The organism is Bacillus infantis (assembly GCF_008180445.1).
Classification (GTDB): domain Bacteria; phylum Bacillota; class Bacilli; order Bacillales; family Cytobacillaceae; genus Bacillus_AB; species Bacillus_AB infantis_B.
Genome location: NZ_VTER01000002.1, coordinates 131294 through 147913, shown reverse-complemented (window position 1 = coordinate 147913; position 16620 = coordinate 131294). Strand labels below are relative to the sequence as shown.

19 protein-coding genes are annotated in these 16620 nt (G+C 35.6%); 5 read left to right on the top strand and 14 right to left on the bottom strand.

Going from position 1 to position 16620, the window contains the following annotated elements:
- Positions 1-192: 192 nt before the first annotated feature.
- From FZD51_RS03140 to FZD51_RS03130, 3 genes are all read right to left on the bottom strand, one after another.
- Positions 193-1416: an MFS transporter gene (locus tag FZD51_RS03140; protein WP_148973441.1), complete on the bottom strand. Its 1224-nt coding sequence runs from the start codon at positions 1414-1416 to the stop codon at positions 193-195.
- A gap of 212 nt (positions 1417-1628) precedes the next feature.
- Positions 1629-1859, bottom strand: a complete 231-nt coding sequence (locus FZD51_RS03135) for a hypothetical protein (RefSeq protein WP_148973440.1) — start codon at positions 1857-1859, stop codon at positions 1629-1631.
- Positions 1860-2218: 359 nt separating this feature from the next.
- Positions 2219-2782 (bottom strand): hypothetical protein, encoded by a 564-nt coding sequence (locus FZD51_RS03130; protein WP_148973439.1) that lies wholly within the window; start codon positions 2780-2782, stop codon positions 2219-2221.
- Positions 2783-3265: 483 nt separating this feature from the next.
- On the opposite strand from FZD51_RS03130, the gene FZD51_RS26820 reads away from it, so the two are divergent.
- A complete protein-coding gene (locus FZD51_RS26820; protein WP_420886208.1) occupies positions 3266-3766 on the top strand; it encodes a CBO0543 family protein in 501 nt (166 codons plus the stop codon).
- 203 nt (positions 3767-3969) lie between these two features.
- On the opposite strand, the gene FZD51_RS26485 is transcribed toward FZD51_RS26820, so the two are convergent.
- From FZD51_RS26485 to FZD51_RS03095, 8 genes are all read right to left on the bottom strand, one after another.
- Positions 3970-4095 carry a hypothetical protein gene (locus tag FZD51_RS26485; RefSeq protein WP_262380675.1) on the bottom strand — a complete coding sequence of 42 codons (126 nt, stop codon included), beginning with the start codon at positions 4093-4095 and terminating at the stop codon, positions 3970-3972.
- Positions 4096-4285: 190 nt separating this feature from the next.
- Positions 4286-4759, bottom strand: a complete 474-nt coding sequence (locus FZD51_RS03125) for a DUF4871 domain-containing protein (RefSeq protein ID WP_148973438.1) — start codon at positions 4757-4759, stop codon at positions 4286-4288.
- Positions 4760-4968: 209 nt separating this feature from the next.
- Positions 4969-5574, bottom strand: coding sequence for a cupin domain-containing protein (locus FZD51_RS03120; protein WP_187445611.1), 606 nt, complete (start codon positions 5572-5574; stop codon positions 4969-4971).
- 107 nt (positions 5575-5681) lie between these two features.
- Positions 5682-6107 (bottom strand): GNAT family N-acetyltransferase, encoded by a 426-nt coding sequence (locus FZD51_RS03115; protein WP_148973436.1) that lies wholly within the window; start codon positions 6105-6107, stop codon positions 5682-5684.
- A gap of 277 nt (positions 6108-6384) precedes the next feature.
- Positions 6385-8196: a S41 family peptidase gene (locus FZD51_RS03110; protein WP_148973435.1), complete on the bottom strand. Its 1812-nt coding sequence runs from the start codon at positions 8194-8196 to the stop codon at positions 6385-6387.
- A 101-nt stretch (positions 8197-8297) separates the two neighbouring features.
- Entirely contained in the window at positions 8298-9095 is a 798-nt protein-coding gene (locus FZD51_RS03105; RefSeq protein WP_148973434.1) for a hypothetical protein, read from the bottom strand.
- Between the two features lie 363 nt (positions 9096-9458).
- On the bottom strand, positions 9459-10001 hold the full coding sequence (locus FZD51_RS03100) for a hypothetical protein (protein ID WP_148973433.1): 543 nt from the start codon (positions 9999-10001) through the stop codon (positions 9459-9461).
- A 239-nt stretch (positions 10002-10240) separates the two neighbouring features.
- Positions 10241-10771, bottom strand: a complete 531-nt coding sequence (locus FZD51_RS03095; RefSeq protein ID WP_262380674.1) for a DUF4367 domain-containing protein — start codon at positions 10769-10771, stop codon at positions 10241-10243.
- 464 nt (positions 10772-11235) lie between these two features.
- On the opposite strand from FZD51_RS03095, the gene FZD51_RS03090 reads away from it, so the two are divergent.
- Both FZD51_RS03090 and FZD51_RS03085 read left to right on the top strand, forming a co-directional pair.
- Positions 11236-11748, top strand: coding sequence for an RNA polymerase sigma factor (locus FZD51_RS03090; RefSeq protein ID WP_148973432.1), 513 nt, complete (start codon positions 11236-11238; stop codon positions 11746-11748).
- Positions 11735-12373, top strand: a complete 639-nt coding sequence (locus FZD51_RS03085; RefSeq protein ID WP_148973431.1) for a hypothetical protein — start codon at positions 11735-11737, stop codon at positions 12371-12373. Before FZD51_RS03090 ends, FZD51_RS03085 begins: the two co-directional genes overlap by 14 nt.
- Before the next feature lie 131 nt (positions 12374-12504).
- Here the strand turns inward: FZD51_RS03085 and FZD51_RS03080 are convergent, their stop codons facing one another.
- Positions 12505-13032 (bottom strand): group-specific protein, encoded by a 528-nt coding sequence (locus FZD51_RS03080; RefSeq protein ID WP_262380672.1) that lies wholly within the window; start codon positions 13030-13032, stop codon positions 12505-12507.
- A gap of 192 nt (positions 13033-13224) precedes the next feature.
- Complete coding sequence (locus FZD51_RS03075) at positions 13225-13674, bottom strand: hypothetical protein (protein WP_148973430.1); 450 nt, start codon at positions 13672-13674, stop codon at positions 13225-13227.
- A 501-nt stretch (positions 13675-14175) separates the two neighbouring features.
- On the opposite strand from FZD51_RS03075, the gene FZD51_RS03070 reads away from it, so the two are divergent.
- A complete protein-coding gene (locus tag FZD51_RS03070; RefSeq protein ID WP_148973429.1) occupies positions 14176-14910 on the top strand; it encodes a ZIP family metal transporter in 735 nt (244 codons plus the stop codon).
- Positions 14911-15252: 342 nt separating this feature from the next.
- Here the strand turns inward: FZD51_RS03070 and cccB are convergent, their stop codons facing one another.
- Positions 15253-15582, bottom strand: coding sequence for a cytochrome c551 (gene cccB / locus FZD51_RS03065; protein ID WP_148973428.1), 330 nt, complete (start codon positions 15580-15582; stop codon positions 15253-15255).
- A 272-nt stretch (positions 15583-15854) separates the two neighbouring features.
- On the opposite strand from cccB, the gene FZD51_RS03060 reads away from it, so the two are divergent.
- On the top strand, positions 15855-16610 hold the full coding sequence (locus tag FZD51_RS03060) for a gluconate 2-dehydrogenase subunit 3 family protein (RefSeq protein WP_148973427.1): 756 nt from the start codon (positions 15855-15857) through the stop codon (positions 16608-16610).
- Positions 16611-16620 lie beyond the last annotated feature (10 nt).

Genomic DNA, 16620 nt, shown 5'->3' with positions numbered 1-16620 from the left:
TGCTAAGAATAACATCCCTATAATTAAAATGATTAAGAATTCCAATATATTCACTCCACTACACAATATTATATCTATACAAGGTTACCACTCCAAAACGTATCGTTATTAAAATAAGAGGATAAAAAATCACCAAATTTTATCGACTTTTTTATTTCCTCCAGGATTATTTGATTTTGCACCTGGCCTCACTTAACCATTAACTGTCTTTTCATTCTCACTAAAGAAACCTGCTTTAGATGGCATTAATATTGTCGTAAAAAGAACTAATGCAAGTGATGTCCCCACCAGGGCAAATGTTATACAAACTGTTTGTAGAGAGAACCATTCAGAGAAAAAGCCTAAAATAAGTGTAAACCCAATTTGAATACTTCCTTGCAACATATCAGCAATACTTCCGAACCTTCCCATTATATTTACGGGTACATTATTTTGGAAAAAAGTCGCATAACCAGCATTGGCGAATGCCATAAAGAAACCTAAAAACATAAAGGCAGCCGTTGCTGTTCCAAAACTAAATGACGAATAAAATAATAAATAACCTATCGATGTTAAGAACATCCCGGCCCCTAAATAAATTTTTAATTGTACTTTCTTCGCTACCAGTGCAGACACAAATGCTCCAGCTAATGCACCAATACCAGTTATACTTACAATAAGACCATAATCACGATCTGATAAATGAAGTTGTTTCTTTATAAATGTCACTTCTTGTGAGTCTAATGCAAATCCGATTAACATTGCTCCCTGAAATAATAAGTAAACTAATACAAAAAATTTAGCTTTCACAACAAACTTTCTAACTGCTTTCCAGTCTTCCAAAAGAGTTTGCCAGCGTATTGGATCTCTTACATTATCCAAATTCTCATCTACATTAGGAAGCAGATAAATGAAGAATGCACAAACGATAAAAGTAATAGCATTGATAATGATACACAAGTCTGTGCCTACATACATAATCAGGATTCCTGCAATTGCTGGACCTAACAGAAAAGCACCTGAACTAGTCATGCTCATAATTGAATTGAATCTCTTTCGACTTTCGGATGGGACTAATTTCGTTATATATATAGATGAGCTCGGCCCGAAGAATGCTCCTACCATATTAGCCAACAATAAAACCAAATAGATAACCCATAATGTCTCAATGAAAGGAATAAAAAGCACCAATGCCCCTCTAACAATATCAATAAGAATCATCAATTTTCTTTTGTTTACCCGATCAATAACACTACCAGACCAGGTGTTTGTAACCAAGATAGCGATAGGTCTAATAATAAATAGCCCTGCAACTGCTGCTGCAGATCCAGTTAAATTCAGAATTGAAATATTCAGTGCTATTAAGTACATCCAGTTGCCTAAATATGAGACTCCAATTCCTGATACCAAAAGGATTGGATTCTTCCATACTCCCATATACTCACCCTTTCTCTTTATGCAATAAATATACCATATATTGTAAGATGGTAAATTTTTATTTAGAACTTTCTGACACTTTATTTAAACATTGCTCTTATGTAGTAAAGTAATATTTTTCTTTTTTCACTAACCTGCCCCGTTAGCTAATTAGGAATTCAACAAAAAAGGCCGCCAATCCTTCTTGGATCACGCACCCGTTAGTGAAAGTATTATTTGTGTGGTAAAGGTTTTTCAGGGCGATTAGGGCAGCATGTACAATAAGGGTCACTGCATTTGGATTCAGTCCAGTTATTACATTGAGGGCAAAAATAAGCATCAAAATCTTCATAGTATACTAAATTAAATTTGCAATCAGAACAGCTTTGGTTTTTGTCAATATGACCAGAAAATTTAAAATCATTAATTATTACCTTGTCATCATCTTTCACTTCAATTTTCATAAATTAGCCCCCATCTTTTATTAAAGCACTTCTTGATTCAATTCAGCCCCTTAGTGAAACATCAATTGCTTATTTTTTCTTCATCCTAAAGAATAATAGTCCGATCCCAGCAAATAAGACCATACAAAGTATCCAACAACCAATGGGTCAAAATGGACAACCACTAATTGGCTATCTACTCCAACTTCTTTAAAATTCTTACTCGGCATTTATTTCCCACCTTTGAAACTTATATTTGATATATCGGAATTTCTATCCGTCTTATTGAGCTAACCTGCCCATTTTATCAAATAAGAAAAACTGCCTGGTGTAGCAGCTGATCTGGAACATAAGCACCCTTTACTTTAAGAACACTGAAATTAAATATCACTTTTATCAAGGTCAATTTCGTACTCTTTTGGAATGTAATTTAACATTTTTATTGTACTATTGATTCTATTATCATTAGTTATTACAGTGAATCCAACTTCATGTATATCAATGAATGTTGCTACCTTTTTCCAATCAAGATTAGGGAACTCTGTTGGATGAATCCATTCCACATTTGGCCATAAATCACCATAATGGATGCCATTACCTTGAAACAAAAACGAGCCAACCCCATTACAAGCAGACCACTCACAATATCCCATTATTAGTTTTAATTGAGCATTTGTTTCTACTTTGAGAGTCATCCATTCACTTTTTTTATTTATTTGATATTCAATATTAAGCAGTTTCATTTGTCCTACTTCCTCATCATCTATGAACATCATTGGTAAAACCAAGTATAAAGGAAATTTAAGTGTAGCTTTTATGAAATTGTTAGTAAAACCTTCAAAATCTCTTAACATAACTCCAATACTTAACACTGTGAAATCTTTCTTATTAAACTTAATCGAGTTAATCAGGCTTATATGACTATTTTGAATGAAGACTGACATTTATAATCACTTCCTATTGTTAACATCTTTCATAATAGAACTGTTAGTATTCAATAATCCTGCCCCGTTTATGGAATAAGAAAAGCTGCCTGCTTCTGGAACCTGATCATAAGCACCCTTTTATGGAATAAGAAAGCCGCCCAGATTTGCAGAGTTCTTAATGAATTTCTTCAATGACACTTTTTTTCGTGCTGTTCCCAATTTTGTTTGTGTATTCTCACAAGATGAGTTCATTGAAATGTACTAAATACATAAATTTTTCACTTCTGTACAACATAAATTTATGACAAAGGAGGAGAACGAGTATGTTCCCAAACTATAAAGGAAAGCTACTTTCAATTATCTGGATGGGTGTTGGAGCTGCATTACTATCTAGTTTGTTTAGTGCAATCCTTATAAAAATCGCAGTTGATACGAACAGACAAATTAAAAAACTCTCCCAATCCTAAAGTTAAAATTATCTAAAGCGCGAGGTAAGAATCAATGACACTCAAATTTGAAAAGAACATTTTAAGGATCTTCTTGATTTTTGGACTGTTTATGTTCGTTAAGCTTATATTGAAACCTCCTACAAAGGACTGGATGTTAATTTTCTTCTTTAAAGGATTTATCTCTTCAATTCTTGATAAATTAGCCGTCACAAAAGGAAAAATCATATATCCAGTAAATTTATTTAAATGGTTCGATATAAGCTTCATCTTTGATTATCTACTTTTCCCAATAGCATGTGTTTATTACAACCAAGTTAGTAAGACTTCAAATATGATTGGTATAATTACTAAATGCTTTTATTTCAGTATTCCAATGACACTATTTGAATATTTTTTTGAAACTCGTACCAGTCTAATTAAGTTCAAAAAAGGCTGGAATATCTACATAAGCTTTATAACACTGACAGCTACCTTCCTGATCTCAAGAATTTACATTATGTTGGTTCGAAAAGCAAATAATACTGAAATTCCAAGTAACTCTAATCATCAGTAAATAGTTTCAGCTGATCCCAGGTATCCAAATAGAATACCTTTTGTGTCGCTTTTTGAGTCTACTACACATTGGCAGCATTTCTTATTCCACAATACTGCCCCTTTTATGAAATAAGAAAAGCTGCCGGGTTTGGAAACTGATCTGAAACATAAGCACCCAATAGTTTAAGTACAATTTTTCACAATGAATAGATAATTAGTCTTTTATCCTAACCATTGTTTATTGTAAGCTATTATTCCAATTATCGCTCCAACTCCTGAACCAAAAAGTCCACCAGCTATTGCCCATACTACTTTTGAGACTTTTTGATTTTTATTACTTAATTCCACTATCAATTCCTCCCCATTTAGAATGACTTATTTATTTTACGAGATGTGCATATATATTTACGGAAAATCAAGGGGTGAGTTTCAAAAAAATGGTATTTTCTATTTTACTAACCTGCCCCGTTAGCTCGATAAGGACTTCAACAAAAAAGGCGGTTAATCCTTCCCGAATTAACTCACCCTTTCGTTAAACTTATTGTTCTTCAACATTAACAACAACATTCCCAAACAATTTATCATCGAAATAGGCTTCTAATCTCCATAATCCTTGGCTTGGCAGCATCATTGAGGATGGAAGATGATGATCTGCTCCAGTATTAGGAACAAGATTATTACTGGCTGGTAACTGGAAGACTGTTATTTCCTCACCTGTTTCTTTGCTGATTCCCATTACTTTAAATGGTTTAGTTAGAACTTTCTCCTCTCCCCAAAAATGCCACATATATTTTTGTGACTGACCTGCAATAAAAGGGCCATACTCTCCAAATCCTAGTTTACCGTTATCTCCGATACGAAAAACAAATTCCCCTTTTTGTCCATCGTCTGTAATAATAACTTCTCTAACTAATGTTGCACTTTCTTCCCAGTTATCTTCTTTGATTGTTTGTTTTGTATTCGAGCATCCAATTAGCAACAAACCCAGAAATAAAACGATTAGTTTTTTCAAACAGACCTCCTCCAAGTAGTTGTCTTTATTAATATATTTATGCATAGTATCCTAAATTCCTTCTTGAGCTAACCTGCCCCTTTTGTAAAATTAGAAAGGCCGCCTGAATCAGGGGGTAGTACCTTTACAGTGGACTTATTCACAAAGTACTAACTGACATTAGTTAAACTCATATCAATGAATTCTGTTATTAAAGTATAGGTGTGTGATTATATTTTACGTTCTGAAAATCTCAAAAACCGCTTAGGAGTTAAACTTTCGATTACTACAGCTTCATCTTCAAAAGTATACAAAACGTTATTGGCTAGGTCTAAAAATACCTTAAAGACATCCTCTTTCTCTTCATAATATATTCCACTAATTTCTATGGTGTTGTAAGTAGTAAAATTAGAAGCGATTTTTACTTTGTTATCTAAACAAAGGAAATGGCGTTCTTGAATTGGTATTTTTACTATCTGTGAACTATCTATGCTTGGGTAAACGGTTAAATTATCTTCAGGCGTCGCAAAAACAAGGAAACGAACATTATTCTCTGATACATTTTTATAATCGTGAATTACGTTTGACCACCCTGTAACCAATTCCCCTGCTTTTACTGTAATACATTCGTCCAAGTCTATGTAATAACTTAGGGAACCCTGAAGAACATAAGCACTATCTTCTCCTTGCGGGTGAATATGAGGAGGTATCTCTTCATTATTTTTTGAAAGGTTGAAGTAAAGGATCCTGGTATTTTTATCTTTACTTTCACATATTTTTGTTACTATTCCATCATACTTTTTCTCATCTCTATTAAGCTCCAATATATGCAACATAATCCCTCCTGTGATTTTTGAAATAGAAGGAAAGCTTTCCTTTTGGAACATATATTCAATAAAAAGAACGTCAACCCTTCTTGGATTAACGCTCTTAAAGAAGAATACTAATAAGCCAATCTCTTCAGCAGAAAATATTGTTGAAATTCTTTTACAGGGTGTTCTTCAACTATCCCAACCACTTCATAACCAAACTTTTGATAAAACTTTGGTGCTTGGAAACTAAAAGTATCTAGTTGAATTAATCTGCATTTATTAGTTATAGCAATTTCCTCGATGCTTTGTAATAACTTCTCTCCATAACCTTTACCCCTTAGAGTTTCATCCACCCATAAGAAATCTATATGTAGATGGTACCAAAATATTGTCCCTGTTATCCCGCCCAAAATATTGTCTTTTTCATCTCTAAGTATAAAACTTACTTTTTTCACTGGATGTTTTACTTTATCAGGAATATTTCTCAGATTATGCTCGATTACTTTCTTTCTTATATATTCACTATCCTGTTGGCTCCACTGCTGCACTATCTTCATGCTTTCCCCTCCCCCCAACTTAGCAATTAAAAAAGACTATCCAGTATATGCCAATGACTTCGAACCATCATAATTATTGATTAAGAGATAATTCTTATATTATACATTTGTTATACTCTGCAGCTAGCTCTTCTTTCACTTACCTGCCCCGTTTGTTATATAAGAAAAAACTGCCTGGTTTGGCAGCTGATCTTTAACATAAGCACCCTATTGTTTAAGTGCATTTCTTCACATACTATAAGAAAACACCAAAAAGCACCTAGAAAAATTCCAGGTGCTAATTTATAAGCTCCAAAGCTTTACTTATATACTTATCTTCACCACTTAATACATCTTCTATTGTTTTGCTAATAGGATAGTTCGGCTCTATACCAATTAAATGATGCTGGCTCCCATCTTTTTTAACAGTCTTAAGTCCAGTAAACTGAAATAAAAGACCTCCAGGTAATGACACTTGATTAATATCTCCATTAACTCCTGCAGATGGTTGACCTATAAATTCAGCCAACTGATTATCTTCCATCATTCCTAAAAAGGATTCTGAAGCACTTAGAGCCGATGGGTCAACAAGAATATACTTTTTCCCTTCTAAATAGGTTTTGTTAGGTTCTATTTTCCAACTGACATCATCAAAAGTAATTCCCTCTTGGTTAGGGTAAATAGTAGTTGGGATTTTATATTTTGGTCCAGTTATCGTTTCTTTAGTTAAATACGAAATCAAGGTTACTGCATCTTGAATCCTCGTGATATACCCTCTAACATCAAAAATGATAGCCTTAGCGTTCATTAATTTATTCATATTTTGATCTAAATAGGTCTTAAAATCCCCTGTTAAATTTATATAATACACACCCTGTTCTAGTTCTTTGAACGGCGGCACCAAAGTTTTAGCCTTATTTGCATAAATAGCCTCCAGATTTAATTTCTCACCTTCTCTTTTGACAACAAGCTCTGCCACTTGATTTTCTTTACCTGAAATCATTGTTTCTAACGCTCGGTATTCTTGGTATTGATGAGAACCAGAAATAAATTTACATTCATTTTCAAAGAAGGTCTGAGCATCTACTCCATCAATCGATAATAGTTCATCACCTAACTTGACCGGGGCTTCTTCGTCTAGATTGGCTACGAAAAATCTATTATCAATACGTTCAATTTGAAAAGGCAGCCTCGAGAACCAACCATTATTTTTGTTTTGATTAATGATGTTTGCGTGGCCATCTTTCAAAAGCACTGTCGTTTCCTTCAGTACATTTGTTATTTCCTCATCCTCAGAACGCTTAAGCATTGCTTCAAGCTCATTTGACCAATTCAACTCAGATTCTAAATGGTAAGGATAAAAATGTTGAATGACGTTCCAATATACTGTAATGGCAGCCATCTTAACTTCCGAGTCTTCCACGTCGTTTATAGGAGTGTTATTTATAGCCTTCAACCTCTTTTGGAATTCCTTGCTTGTTTCTGAAGTTGCTCCTAACGTTTTGTTATGTTGATAGTACAAGGAAATAGGCATATGCAGGTACACATCTTCTGTAATTGGATATGTCTTTATTTCACCAGGAGGCGGCTTTTCTTCAAATAAAAGATTATTATTGTTCTTAGAGGTAATGTCTATAGGAGTAATGATGCGTTGACTTTTATAGGATCCTTGTTGTTTAGCATACGCTGTTCCTAATCCTGAATGTTGCCAGAAGACCATATTTAGTTCAGGTTCTTTTAAATTAATTTTATTATATGGAGCTTTCAAAGGGGATGGCTTATTTGAGATTTCTATTGTCGGTGCAATAGGGATAAATAACTCATTTAGGTTCTGAATTAAATCCTTATCATTTTTGGAGCTTTTTACTTTTTCTAATCCATATACAGCAAACTTATCCCAGTCCACTTTTTCATTTTCATCACTAGGGTGATAGAATCTTATGTATCCATAAATCTTAGCGAAGGACGAAGCATTATTTAACACTCTTTCTTCAGAAACTTCTTTAATAACTACTTCATTTTCGTTTTCCTTCTGAAGAAAAACGCTTCCTGCAATAAGAGCAACGATAGCTATTAACGCTATTATGCTGAATAGGCTTTTTTTATTCATTACTCCTCCTCATTTTGGTCCGGATAATTTTAAAGTTCGAGAGACATCTTAATAATCCTTCTTCAATAAACCTGCCCCGTTTGTGGATTAACAAATGAACATTATTTTATTTCCCACTTTATGTCGATATTCCCCTTCAAGTTATCACCTGTGACAATTAACATATATACACCTGCTTTTTCTGCATTAAACTGGATTGTATTCGTATCAATGCCTCTATATTCCTCAGACGTATCTTCTAGTTCTGTCACCCCCACATACTCACCATTCTCATCTAAAATATGATATCCATATCCACCTCCATTTAGTTGCTCAAATGATATATAAAACGTTACTACCTCTCCCTTATTTAAAAATATTGGAATCTCATTTTTCCCATTAAAACGCTCAAACTCTGGGGAAAAATTTGAATTTGTTTTCTCTTCAGTCCAACCTTCTTTAATAGTAAAATCAAACAATCTTATACAGAGCATTAAAGGGAAAACTAAAAGAAAAATCCATACTAATTGTTTTCTTTTCTTTAATAGGGAGGAGCCAAAGATATAGATAAATGCACATAATGCACCAACACTTCCAGCAATCACGGAAAACAAATTAACACCCATAATTAGAAAAAACACAAGAAATCCTGCTAAACAGTGCAATAGGACTCTCATATGGTATTTGATCTCTATCCATTTAAATGTTACTAAATCAATTAGCAATGTCGTCATTAGTGCATATCCGCATGTCAAACCCCAGATCTTAATATTTAATAAATTTTCGCTAAACTCATACAAATCAAATCCAGTTGCCAAAATGATATACAAACACATAACAAATACTAGTAAACCAAGGGCTGCTAGTTTATTCAGTATGTAATCCATTAGATTTTTATTAAACTTTATTCCTAAAATCATAAATCCCCCTAAATGTTTTCTCCAGATGGCATACATTATATATTAGCGGATATTACAATATTTAACACGTTAGATATAAAGAATGAGTCTCCAGACACTTAAAAATGATCTTAGATTAGTATGCCTACTGTTTATAACTCCTCAATATTTTGAACCAGTTGTTCATGGAAGAGTATAAACAGCAGTCTTCAACAATCCTGCTCCTTTTATAGAATAACAAAAAACCGCCTAATGTTAATGACAGCTTCATTAAGACACAGGCACTCGTTAGTTTCACAAACTAAATATCACTTTAAAATGGCAAATCACCAAGAAAAGAAGTGTTCTTTTTTGGTGATTGCTATTTATAACAAAGAGGTCTTATTAGTCTAGAAAAGTTGAGTTAGCAATCGAAACTAACATTTCTGGTGGTACTTTATTGGCAATCCTCTTTGAGACCCCGAACATGTATTGCCAATTATCCCTTTCAAAGACAAGCAATGTATGGTTCCTGTCAACAATGTAAATAGCTTCTTCTCCATTTTGAAGTCTGTATATTTTTTGACCACCTTTAGTCCTGAAGTTAATCTTATTCTTTAAAGGTCTTATATCAATATTAAAATGATTCTGACCCTGGTCTTCATTTATAAACTCTATTTCTAAGCCATCATTAATGCCGTATTGTTTGTCCTCATAAAACCTTCCAAAAATGTGGGTGAAAGGTATAGGCGGCAATCTTGTTGGCAGCTTTAAGTCTTCCTTGAAATGCTCTTCAAACTCCCTTACTGCCTCCTCAACCGGTTTATACCCGAGCTGAGGGTATACTTCTTCTAAAGGTTGAGGTTTGTCTTCCTGGGCAGCATATGCAGGAGCGGTGCTCAATCCAAGGGTTAAGGCACTTATAATACAAAGTAAATGAGATCTCATTTGTATCCCCCTTAATCAATTTAGGGATATCATGTCCAGGATTGCTGATTACATCCTTTTCAACATAAAATAATTGAAAGTCTTCATTTTTTACCGTTTGAGCTGCAAGAAAGATTAGATTTATTTACATGAAAATTTACTAAAACACACTTGCCCCTTTGGATTAATATGGAATCCCACAAAAAAAAAAGCGTCAGTCCTACTTAGACTAACGCTCTTGCTTATTTTGCTTTTAATGATTATTTCATTGAACGTGCAATCTCCACCATCTTCTCCATTGGTATCCTTGAACTATGTATTTCAATATCAGTTCCTTTTTGCGACCATTGAAGTAATCCTCCAGTAATAATTTCTCCTTTACGGTCAACTTCACCGTCATTACCCCATTTAGTTAATCTGCCTAAATGTCCATTTATCGATATTGTTTTGGCATTAGGGATATACTTTTTTGTTTGTTTAGCTATACTCTTCTTTTGAGTAATGCTAACCAACATTTTTTCATCATTTCTATCCATATAATGCAGACTAAAGCTGGTGAAATCGGTCTTTGTTCCCCAAGGGTAAGTTTTGATTTCTAGTGTCCAATCGTCTGGTACATATTCAGGTACAATGACATTAAAAGGAACGTGCTTTTTAATTTCGGAAATAGTCATACTGTTATGGTTATATTTGATTTCCTCTTTATGGGGTACTTCAAGGGCTTTAGTATGATTGGCAGCAGCAAGTATCATAAAGCAAAAAACGAATAATATTCCTAGTTGTCTTTTCATATATACACCTCAATGTAAGTCTGCCCTTACCAATGTTTCTTTATTTATGACTTCTTTTTAAGCTAACCTGCCCCGTTAGTCATATAAGAATAGCTGCCTAGTTTGGAGTTTGGCAGCTATTTGGAACATAAGCATCCGTTTGTTTAAGTTCATTGGTTCACAAACTTAGCTTTATTACAGGAATGCTGTCCCTTTTAAAACAAGAAATCTGCCTTGTTTTGCAGCTTGAATCTTTATCAGCAGAAACACACAGGCCTATTGGAAAAAGTGCTATACAAGGCCAGGCATCCACCAGCCGGAAACAAAAAGCTAAGAAAACTGCTATCCTTTTATTTAAAGTATGAACTCTAATTAAATATCTTTACTTCTTAAGATTCTTTCCACTCGTATTGAAATTTTTAGTTAAATTCTTGAAATAAATCCATTCCTCAGACGTCTATAAAACAAAAGAAAGGGGGAAAGTGATGGAACACCACAAAATTATTGAAGAGTGGTATTCACTTTATGCAGACGATATTTATAATTTCCTCATTTATTATACAAATAAAAATGAAGCAGAGGATATTCTACAGGATGTATTTATTAAAGCTTATAAGAACCTGGATTATTTCAAAGGAAATGCTAATCCCAAAACATGGTTGATAAAGATTGCAAGAAATTGTGCTATTGATCTTTCTAGACGAAGGAACCTGCTTAAATCAATATTCAGCAAGTCCATTTTTCGAAATTATCACAATACTCCCGAGGAGTTACTCATTATTAATGAAGATGTTGCTGAACTTTACAGGCAGATAAATAAACTTCCCGAAAAGTACAGAGAAATAATTATTTTTAGAGGCATAATTGAGCTAAGCGTAAACGAAACAGCTTTTATTACCGGTTGGACTGAACAAAATGTGAACCTTACATTTCATAGGGCCAAAAAGAAATTAAAGGATTCCTATTTAAAAGGGAGTGAACTCGGTGAATCAATTTGAGAAAGAATTTGGTCTTTCATCAAAGTTTCCAACCCACAAATTAAAAGAGAATAAATTAAAACAAATAATTAGTGAAGCATCTGAGGCAGCTGAACCAGACTTAAAGCAGCGACAGAATAAGTGGAGATCACGAACCACCACTACGCTTGCATATGCAGCTACTTTATTACTAACCTTTAGTCTAATCTTCGGATACCTTTCTTACGAAAGAGCCTCCCTTTTTAAAGATCAAAAAATTGAGAATGATATTAGTGTCAGCATTGAAAAGGTCAGAATTTTAATTGATAAAAACCGAAGTAATACGTCTGGTGTAGATTCACCTAATGAAGTTAATGAATTATTATCGAGGTACTTTAGTTCATATGCTCTAGCCGAAATGGTAGATGCTGTAGCTTTGTTAAAAGATAAAGATATAAAGTCAGAAGAAGCTTACAATAAACTTATTGCAGGGAAACCAGTAGAAATAACTATGACAAATATTATTAAAGCAGATGGGATATCAGTTGAAAAATTAAGCAATCAAGAAATTGCAGTTTTATGGTTTGATAAGATCCTTAATAAAAGCGTTAGTGTAAAATGTAAAATTGAAGATAAAAAGTGGATTATTACCCATATAAGCATATAAGAGTTACTTTATCCATTGCAATAAAGTGCAGAGCTTTACTAAAAAGTGAAGTAGTGCACTTTTTTTAGTGGAAATATTTAAATTAACCGCTTGTCACACCAACAGTCCCACTAGCTAATGGTGGTATATCATTATTCAAGTAGATTCCAAGCTAGAATCTCAATATCCTTTACTTCAACCTCTCCTAAGCTCAATATATGAGGAATAAAATGAAAGAGACCGAACTTGTTACCCTTCTCATTTTCTTTTTTATAATAATCCAAAGTATCAGTTGGAATTTCTTGAAGCTCTTGATAAGCTTGGATATTCAGAAACTCCATTTCTTCAGCAACAATCCCTGCCGAAGGACCTTTGTATCTCTCTTTAGAATAATAATAAATAGCATTTTTGTTATGGGCTAATAACTCAATAGGAATTTTATAAAAAGTTATATTTTCTTTTGTCTTAATTCCCAGATTAGAAAGAGCGTTAAAAACAAAGTAGGGATGTAAAGGTAAGAAATGAATCACATCATTCCACAGACAGTTTAACTTAGGTATCCTTCTTTGCAGTAGTTTACTTCTTTCTGGGTGATTCAAATACTTTTCAGTGTATTTTTCATACAAATCTGGATGAGTTATTTTTAATGAGTTTAGCGGTACAAGTTTGTCTCCAACCATCTGGTTAGGTACCATATGATAAATAAATCATTTCATCCCCTCCTTCATACAAAATAAATATTTTATTTCATTCCCTTATTTTCCTGCTACTTTTCTTGAACTAACCTGACCTGTTAGTCATTTACTGCACATTAGGCAGCTGCTCTGGAAGATTAGCCTCCGCTAGTTAAACAACGTATCTACTTTATAAAATTAACGTTTTAAAACTGATGAAAACTCATAAAAAGCATTTAATACATTATCACCTAGCGGATGAGCAAATTCTTGAGTTTTTAAAGGTAATACCCCTTCTTTTTCAAGTTGTTGCAGATACTTGTGAAATTCTGTATAAATAGCTTCAATATACTCTTTTAGCTTAAAGTGATATTTAAATACTCCATCTGGATAATGGCTTATATGTTCAATAAAAAGATTTGTACCATCACTGGAAAATATATAGTAATCAAGGTTTCCATGACAATCCATTTCTATCTCACTGAGCTCTCCTTTATATAAGGAAGAGAGAGTTGATAAAAAATGTGGGATTGCTACAAAACCTATACCTGATTTAAAACTAAATATCTGTGTATCGCTCGAAACGTCAAATTGAATATCTCCACCACTAAAACGGATATCAATAAAACATTTATAGTTAGAGTCCATAAAATCCACCTTCGTTGACTTTTTACTTAAAATTAACCTGCCCCATTAGCATAAGTAAATCTTTTCACAATCGCTGATATATTTCTAATATCACTTTAACATAAATATCCAGTAATCTTCGAAATTGCACATAATTCACTCACTAAATCACAAAAAAATTTCACACATCCTCCAATAATCATTATATACAGTGATTTGATTTGTGAATTGGGAAAAAGTGAATGACTTAAACTCTCAAATATATTGATATATCAATAAAAACGCACTATAGATTATATTGTGAATTCAAGTACGTTTTCCTATGTGTTTTATAATGTTTGCACCTCTGAAGTAAACCCGTTACCACACTTGGAGGGCGTTATTTTTTTTGCCCAAAAGCAAATTTTGTGCATGACCGAACAAAACGCTTTATTTGCCTCATAGTTGGCTGTATACTTAACACAAATTATCTGTGTTAATCGTCTGCATATTTTCAGTCTGGCAAAAATCAGGGGGCTTATCATGCAAGAGGCAATTATCGGCAGCATTCTTTCTGCCATGGCAACAGGGGCCGGTGCGATTCCGATCCTTTTTTTCAAAAGCGTTACACACAAGTGGCGGGATGTCTTATTGGCCTATACGGCAGGCATCATGATGGCGGCGTCCACCTTCAGTTTGATACCGCAGGCGCTTGAATCCTCCAATATGATTGTTCTGACCATCGGTCTCCTGCTGGGGACGTTTGTGCTGAACTTTCTGGAAAAGCATACACCGCATATCGACCTGGAGCATACCAAGCTGAATATGAAACTGGAGCAAAAGGCCGTGCTGATTGTCGCGGCCATCACACTCCATAATCTTCCCGAGGGTTTGTCGGTCGGTGTCAGCTATGCATCTGACGGCGGGGAGCTTGGTCCGCTGATCGCATTTGCCATCGGCCTGCAGAATGCGCCGGAAGGATTTCTGGTTGCTCTTTTTCTCGTCAATCAGAATATTTCCAGATGGAAGGCTTTGGGCGTTGCCACACTGACCGGGATGGTAGAAATCGTGACAGCCATTATCGGCTACTTCCTCTCCCGCAATATCGAGGGCCTTGTCCCTTATGGGCTGAGCTTTGCAGCCGGGGCGATGCTGTTCATCATCTACAAAGAATTAATACCGGAAAGCCATGGGGATGGAAACGAGCGGTTCTCTACCTATTCCTTCATCCTTGGCCTTGTGACCATGCTCGTTATGATCAACAGCTTCGGCGGTTAGATTGATTTCCAGCTATTTCCGGAGTTTAAATGTTTTAATCTTGTACACCCGGGTAAATGTATAATGCAAAGCCAATAACAAAACAGAAGGGACTGGTAAACGATGAAAAAGTTAACAGCGACTTCACCGTTAGGCATTGGCGATGCAAAAGGCACGGATTTTGCAAGGAGGACAAAAGGCACTACAGTATATAACCGATATACTTAGAACCGATTTCCCCCATGTAAGTTGAAGTGCTGAGAAAAAAGGCAGGCTGGATGGCCTGCCTTTTTTATTTTGTAAAAAACCACCATAAAAGCTGGCCTCCTTCCCGGAACGCCAGCTTTTTTTCATGACAATATATTACTTTTTCTCTGCCAGCCAAGCTGCAACATTGTCTGCTTCTTCGCCTTCAATCAGGTTTGCCGGCATTCCGCCGCCGCCTTCTTCAATCTTAGTGCGGATTTCTTCTTCGCTGTGTTCACTGCCTACATTCTCCAGGGCTGGTCCCGCTCCGCCGCTTAGATCTCCGCCATGGCAGGATGCGCAGCTCTGCTGGAAGGTTTCCTCTGCAGCTGCCGTATCTACCTCACCGCCGCCTCCATTGCTTTCGCCGCTGCTTTCTTCGTCACCGCCGCCGCAGGCTGCCAAGCTGAGTACAAGACCGGAAACAACCATCGCTCTTTTTAACATTCTATCTCCCTCTTTCTTTCTGCTGATTACATATAACAGTTCCACTTTGACTTTTAAGCTAAACCTGAATTTTCAAGGTGACATTCTCTGGCTTATAAACCCACAGGACTTCTTTTTCCAAAAATGTCATCACCATTCCAGTTTACTAGGACTAAAGTATCAATTCAGAAAAGAATCCTGCAATCTATGTTTAGCAGAAAAACAAGAGTGGAAGCTTGATAGAGTATTTTCTTTCCTATTTAATATATTTTTTTCAAGAAGGAGGCACAATTATGGCTGACCAATCGACTGGTTCAAAAATGTCGAGACGTAAATTCATACGCAATTCCAGCTATGTTGCAGGTGGATTGGTTGGTGGCGGGCTGCTCGGGGGACTGATCGGGTCCAGGATGAACGGTTCTGAACAGGCGTCCAGCTCCAACACAGAAGGACACAGCTCGTCCAATTCACATCAGCAGGCACCGCTTTATTTTACGAACCCGCAGAAATTCGAAGTGCTGCAGCAGGCAGTCGAGCGTATTTATCCACAGGACGAAACCGGTCCTGGCGCAATCGAACTCGGGGTACCTTTTTTCATCGACCATCAGCTGGCAGGTGCGTGGGGCAATAATGCACGAGAGTACATGCAGGGCCCATTTTTCCCAGGCTCCAATTTCCAGGGCTATCAATCTCCTCTTAAGAGGAATGAAATGTTTGATACCGGGATTGACCGGATTGAATCTTACAGCCAGGAGAAGTTCACGAAGGGCTTCGCCGATCTGGAAGGAGATCAGCAGGATGAGATTCTGAAAGATTTTGAGGCTGATAAAGTTAAAATCCGCGGCGTGTCTTCCAAAACCTTTTTCAATCAGCTCAGGGCCGCAACGATAGAGGGAGTCTATGCGGATCCGGCTTACAGCGGAAACATCGGCATGGAAGGCTGGAAGATGAAGGACTTCCCAGGGCATCAGATGAGCTACATAGACAAAATCGAATCAGACGAATTCATGGAAATCGAACCAAAAGCACTTCACGCTTATACAAACTAGATAGAAATCG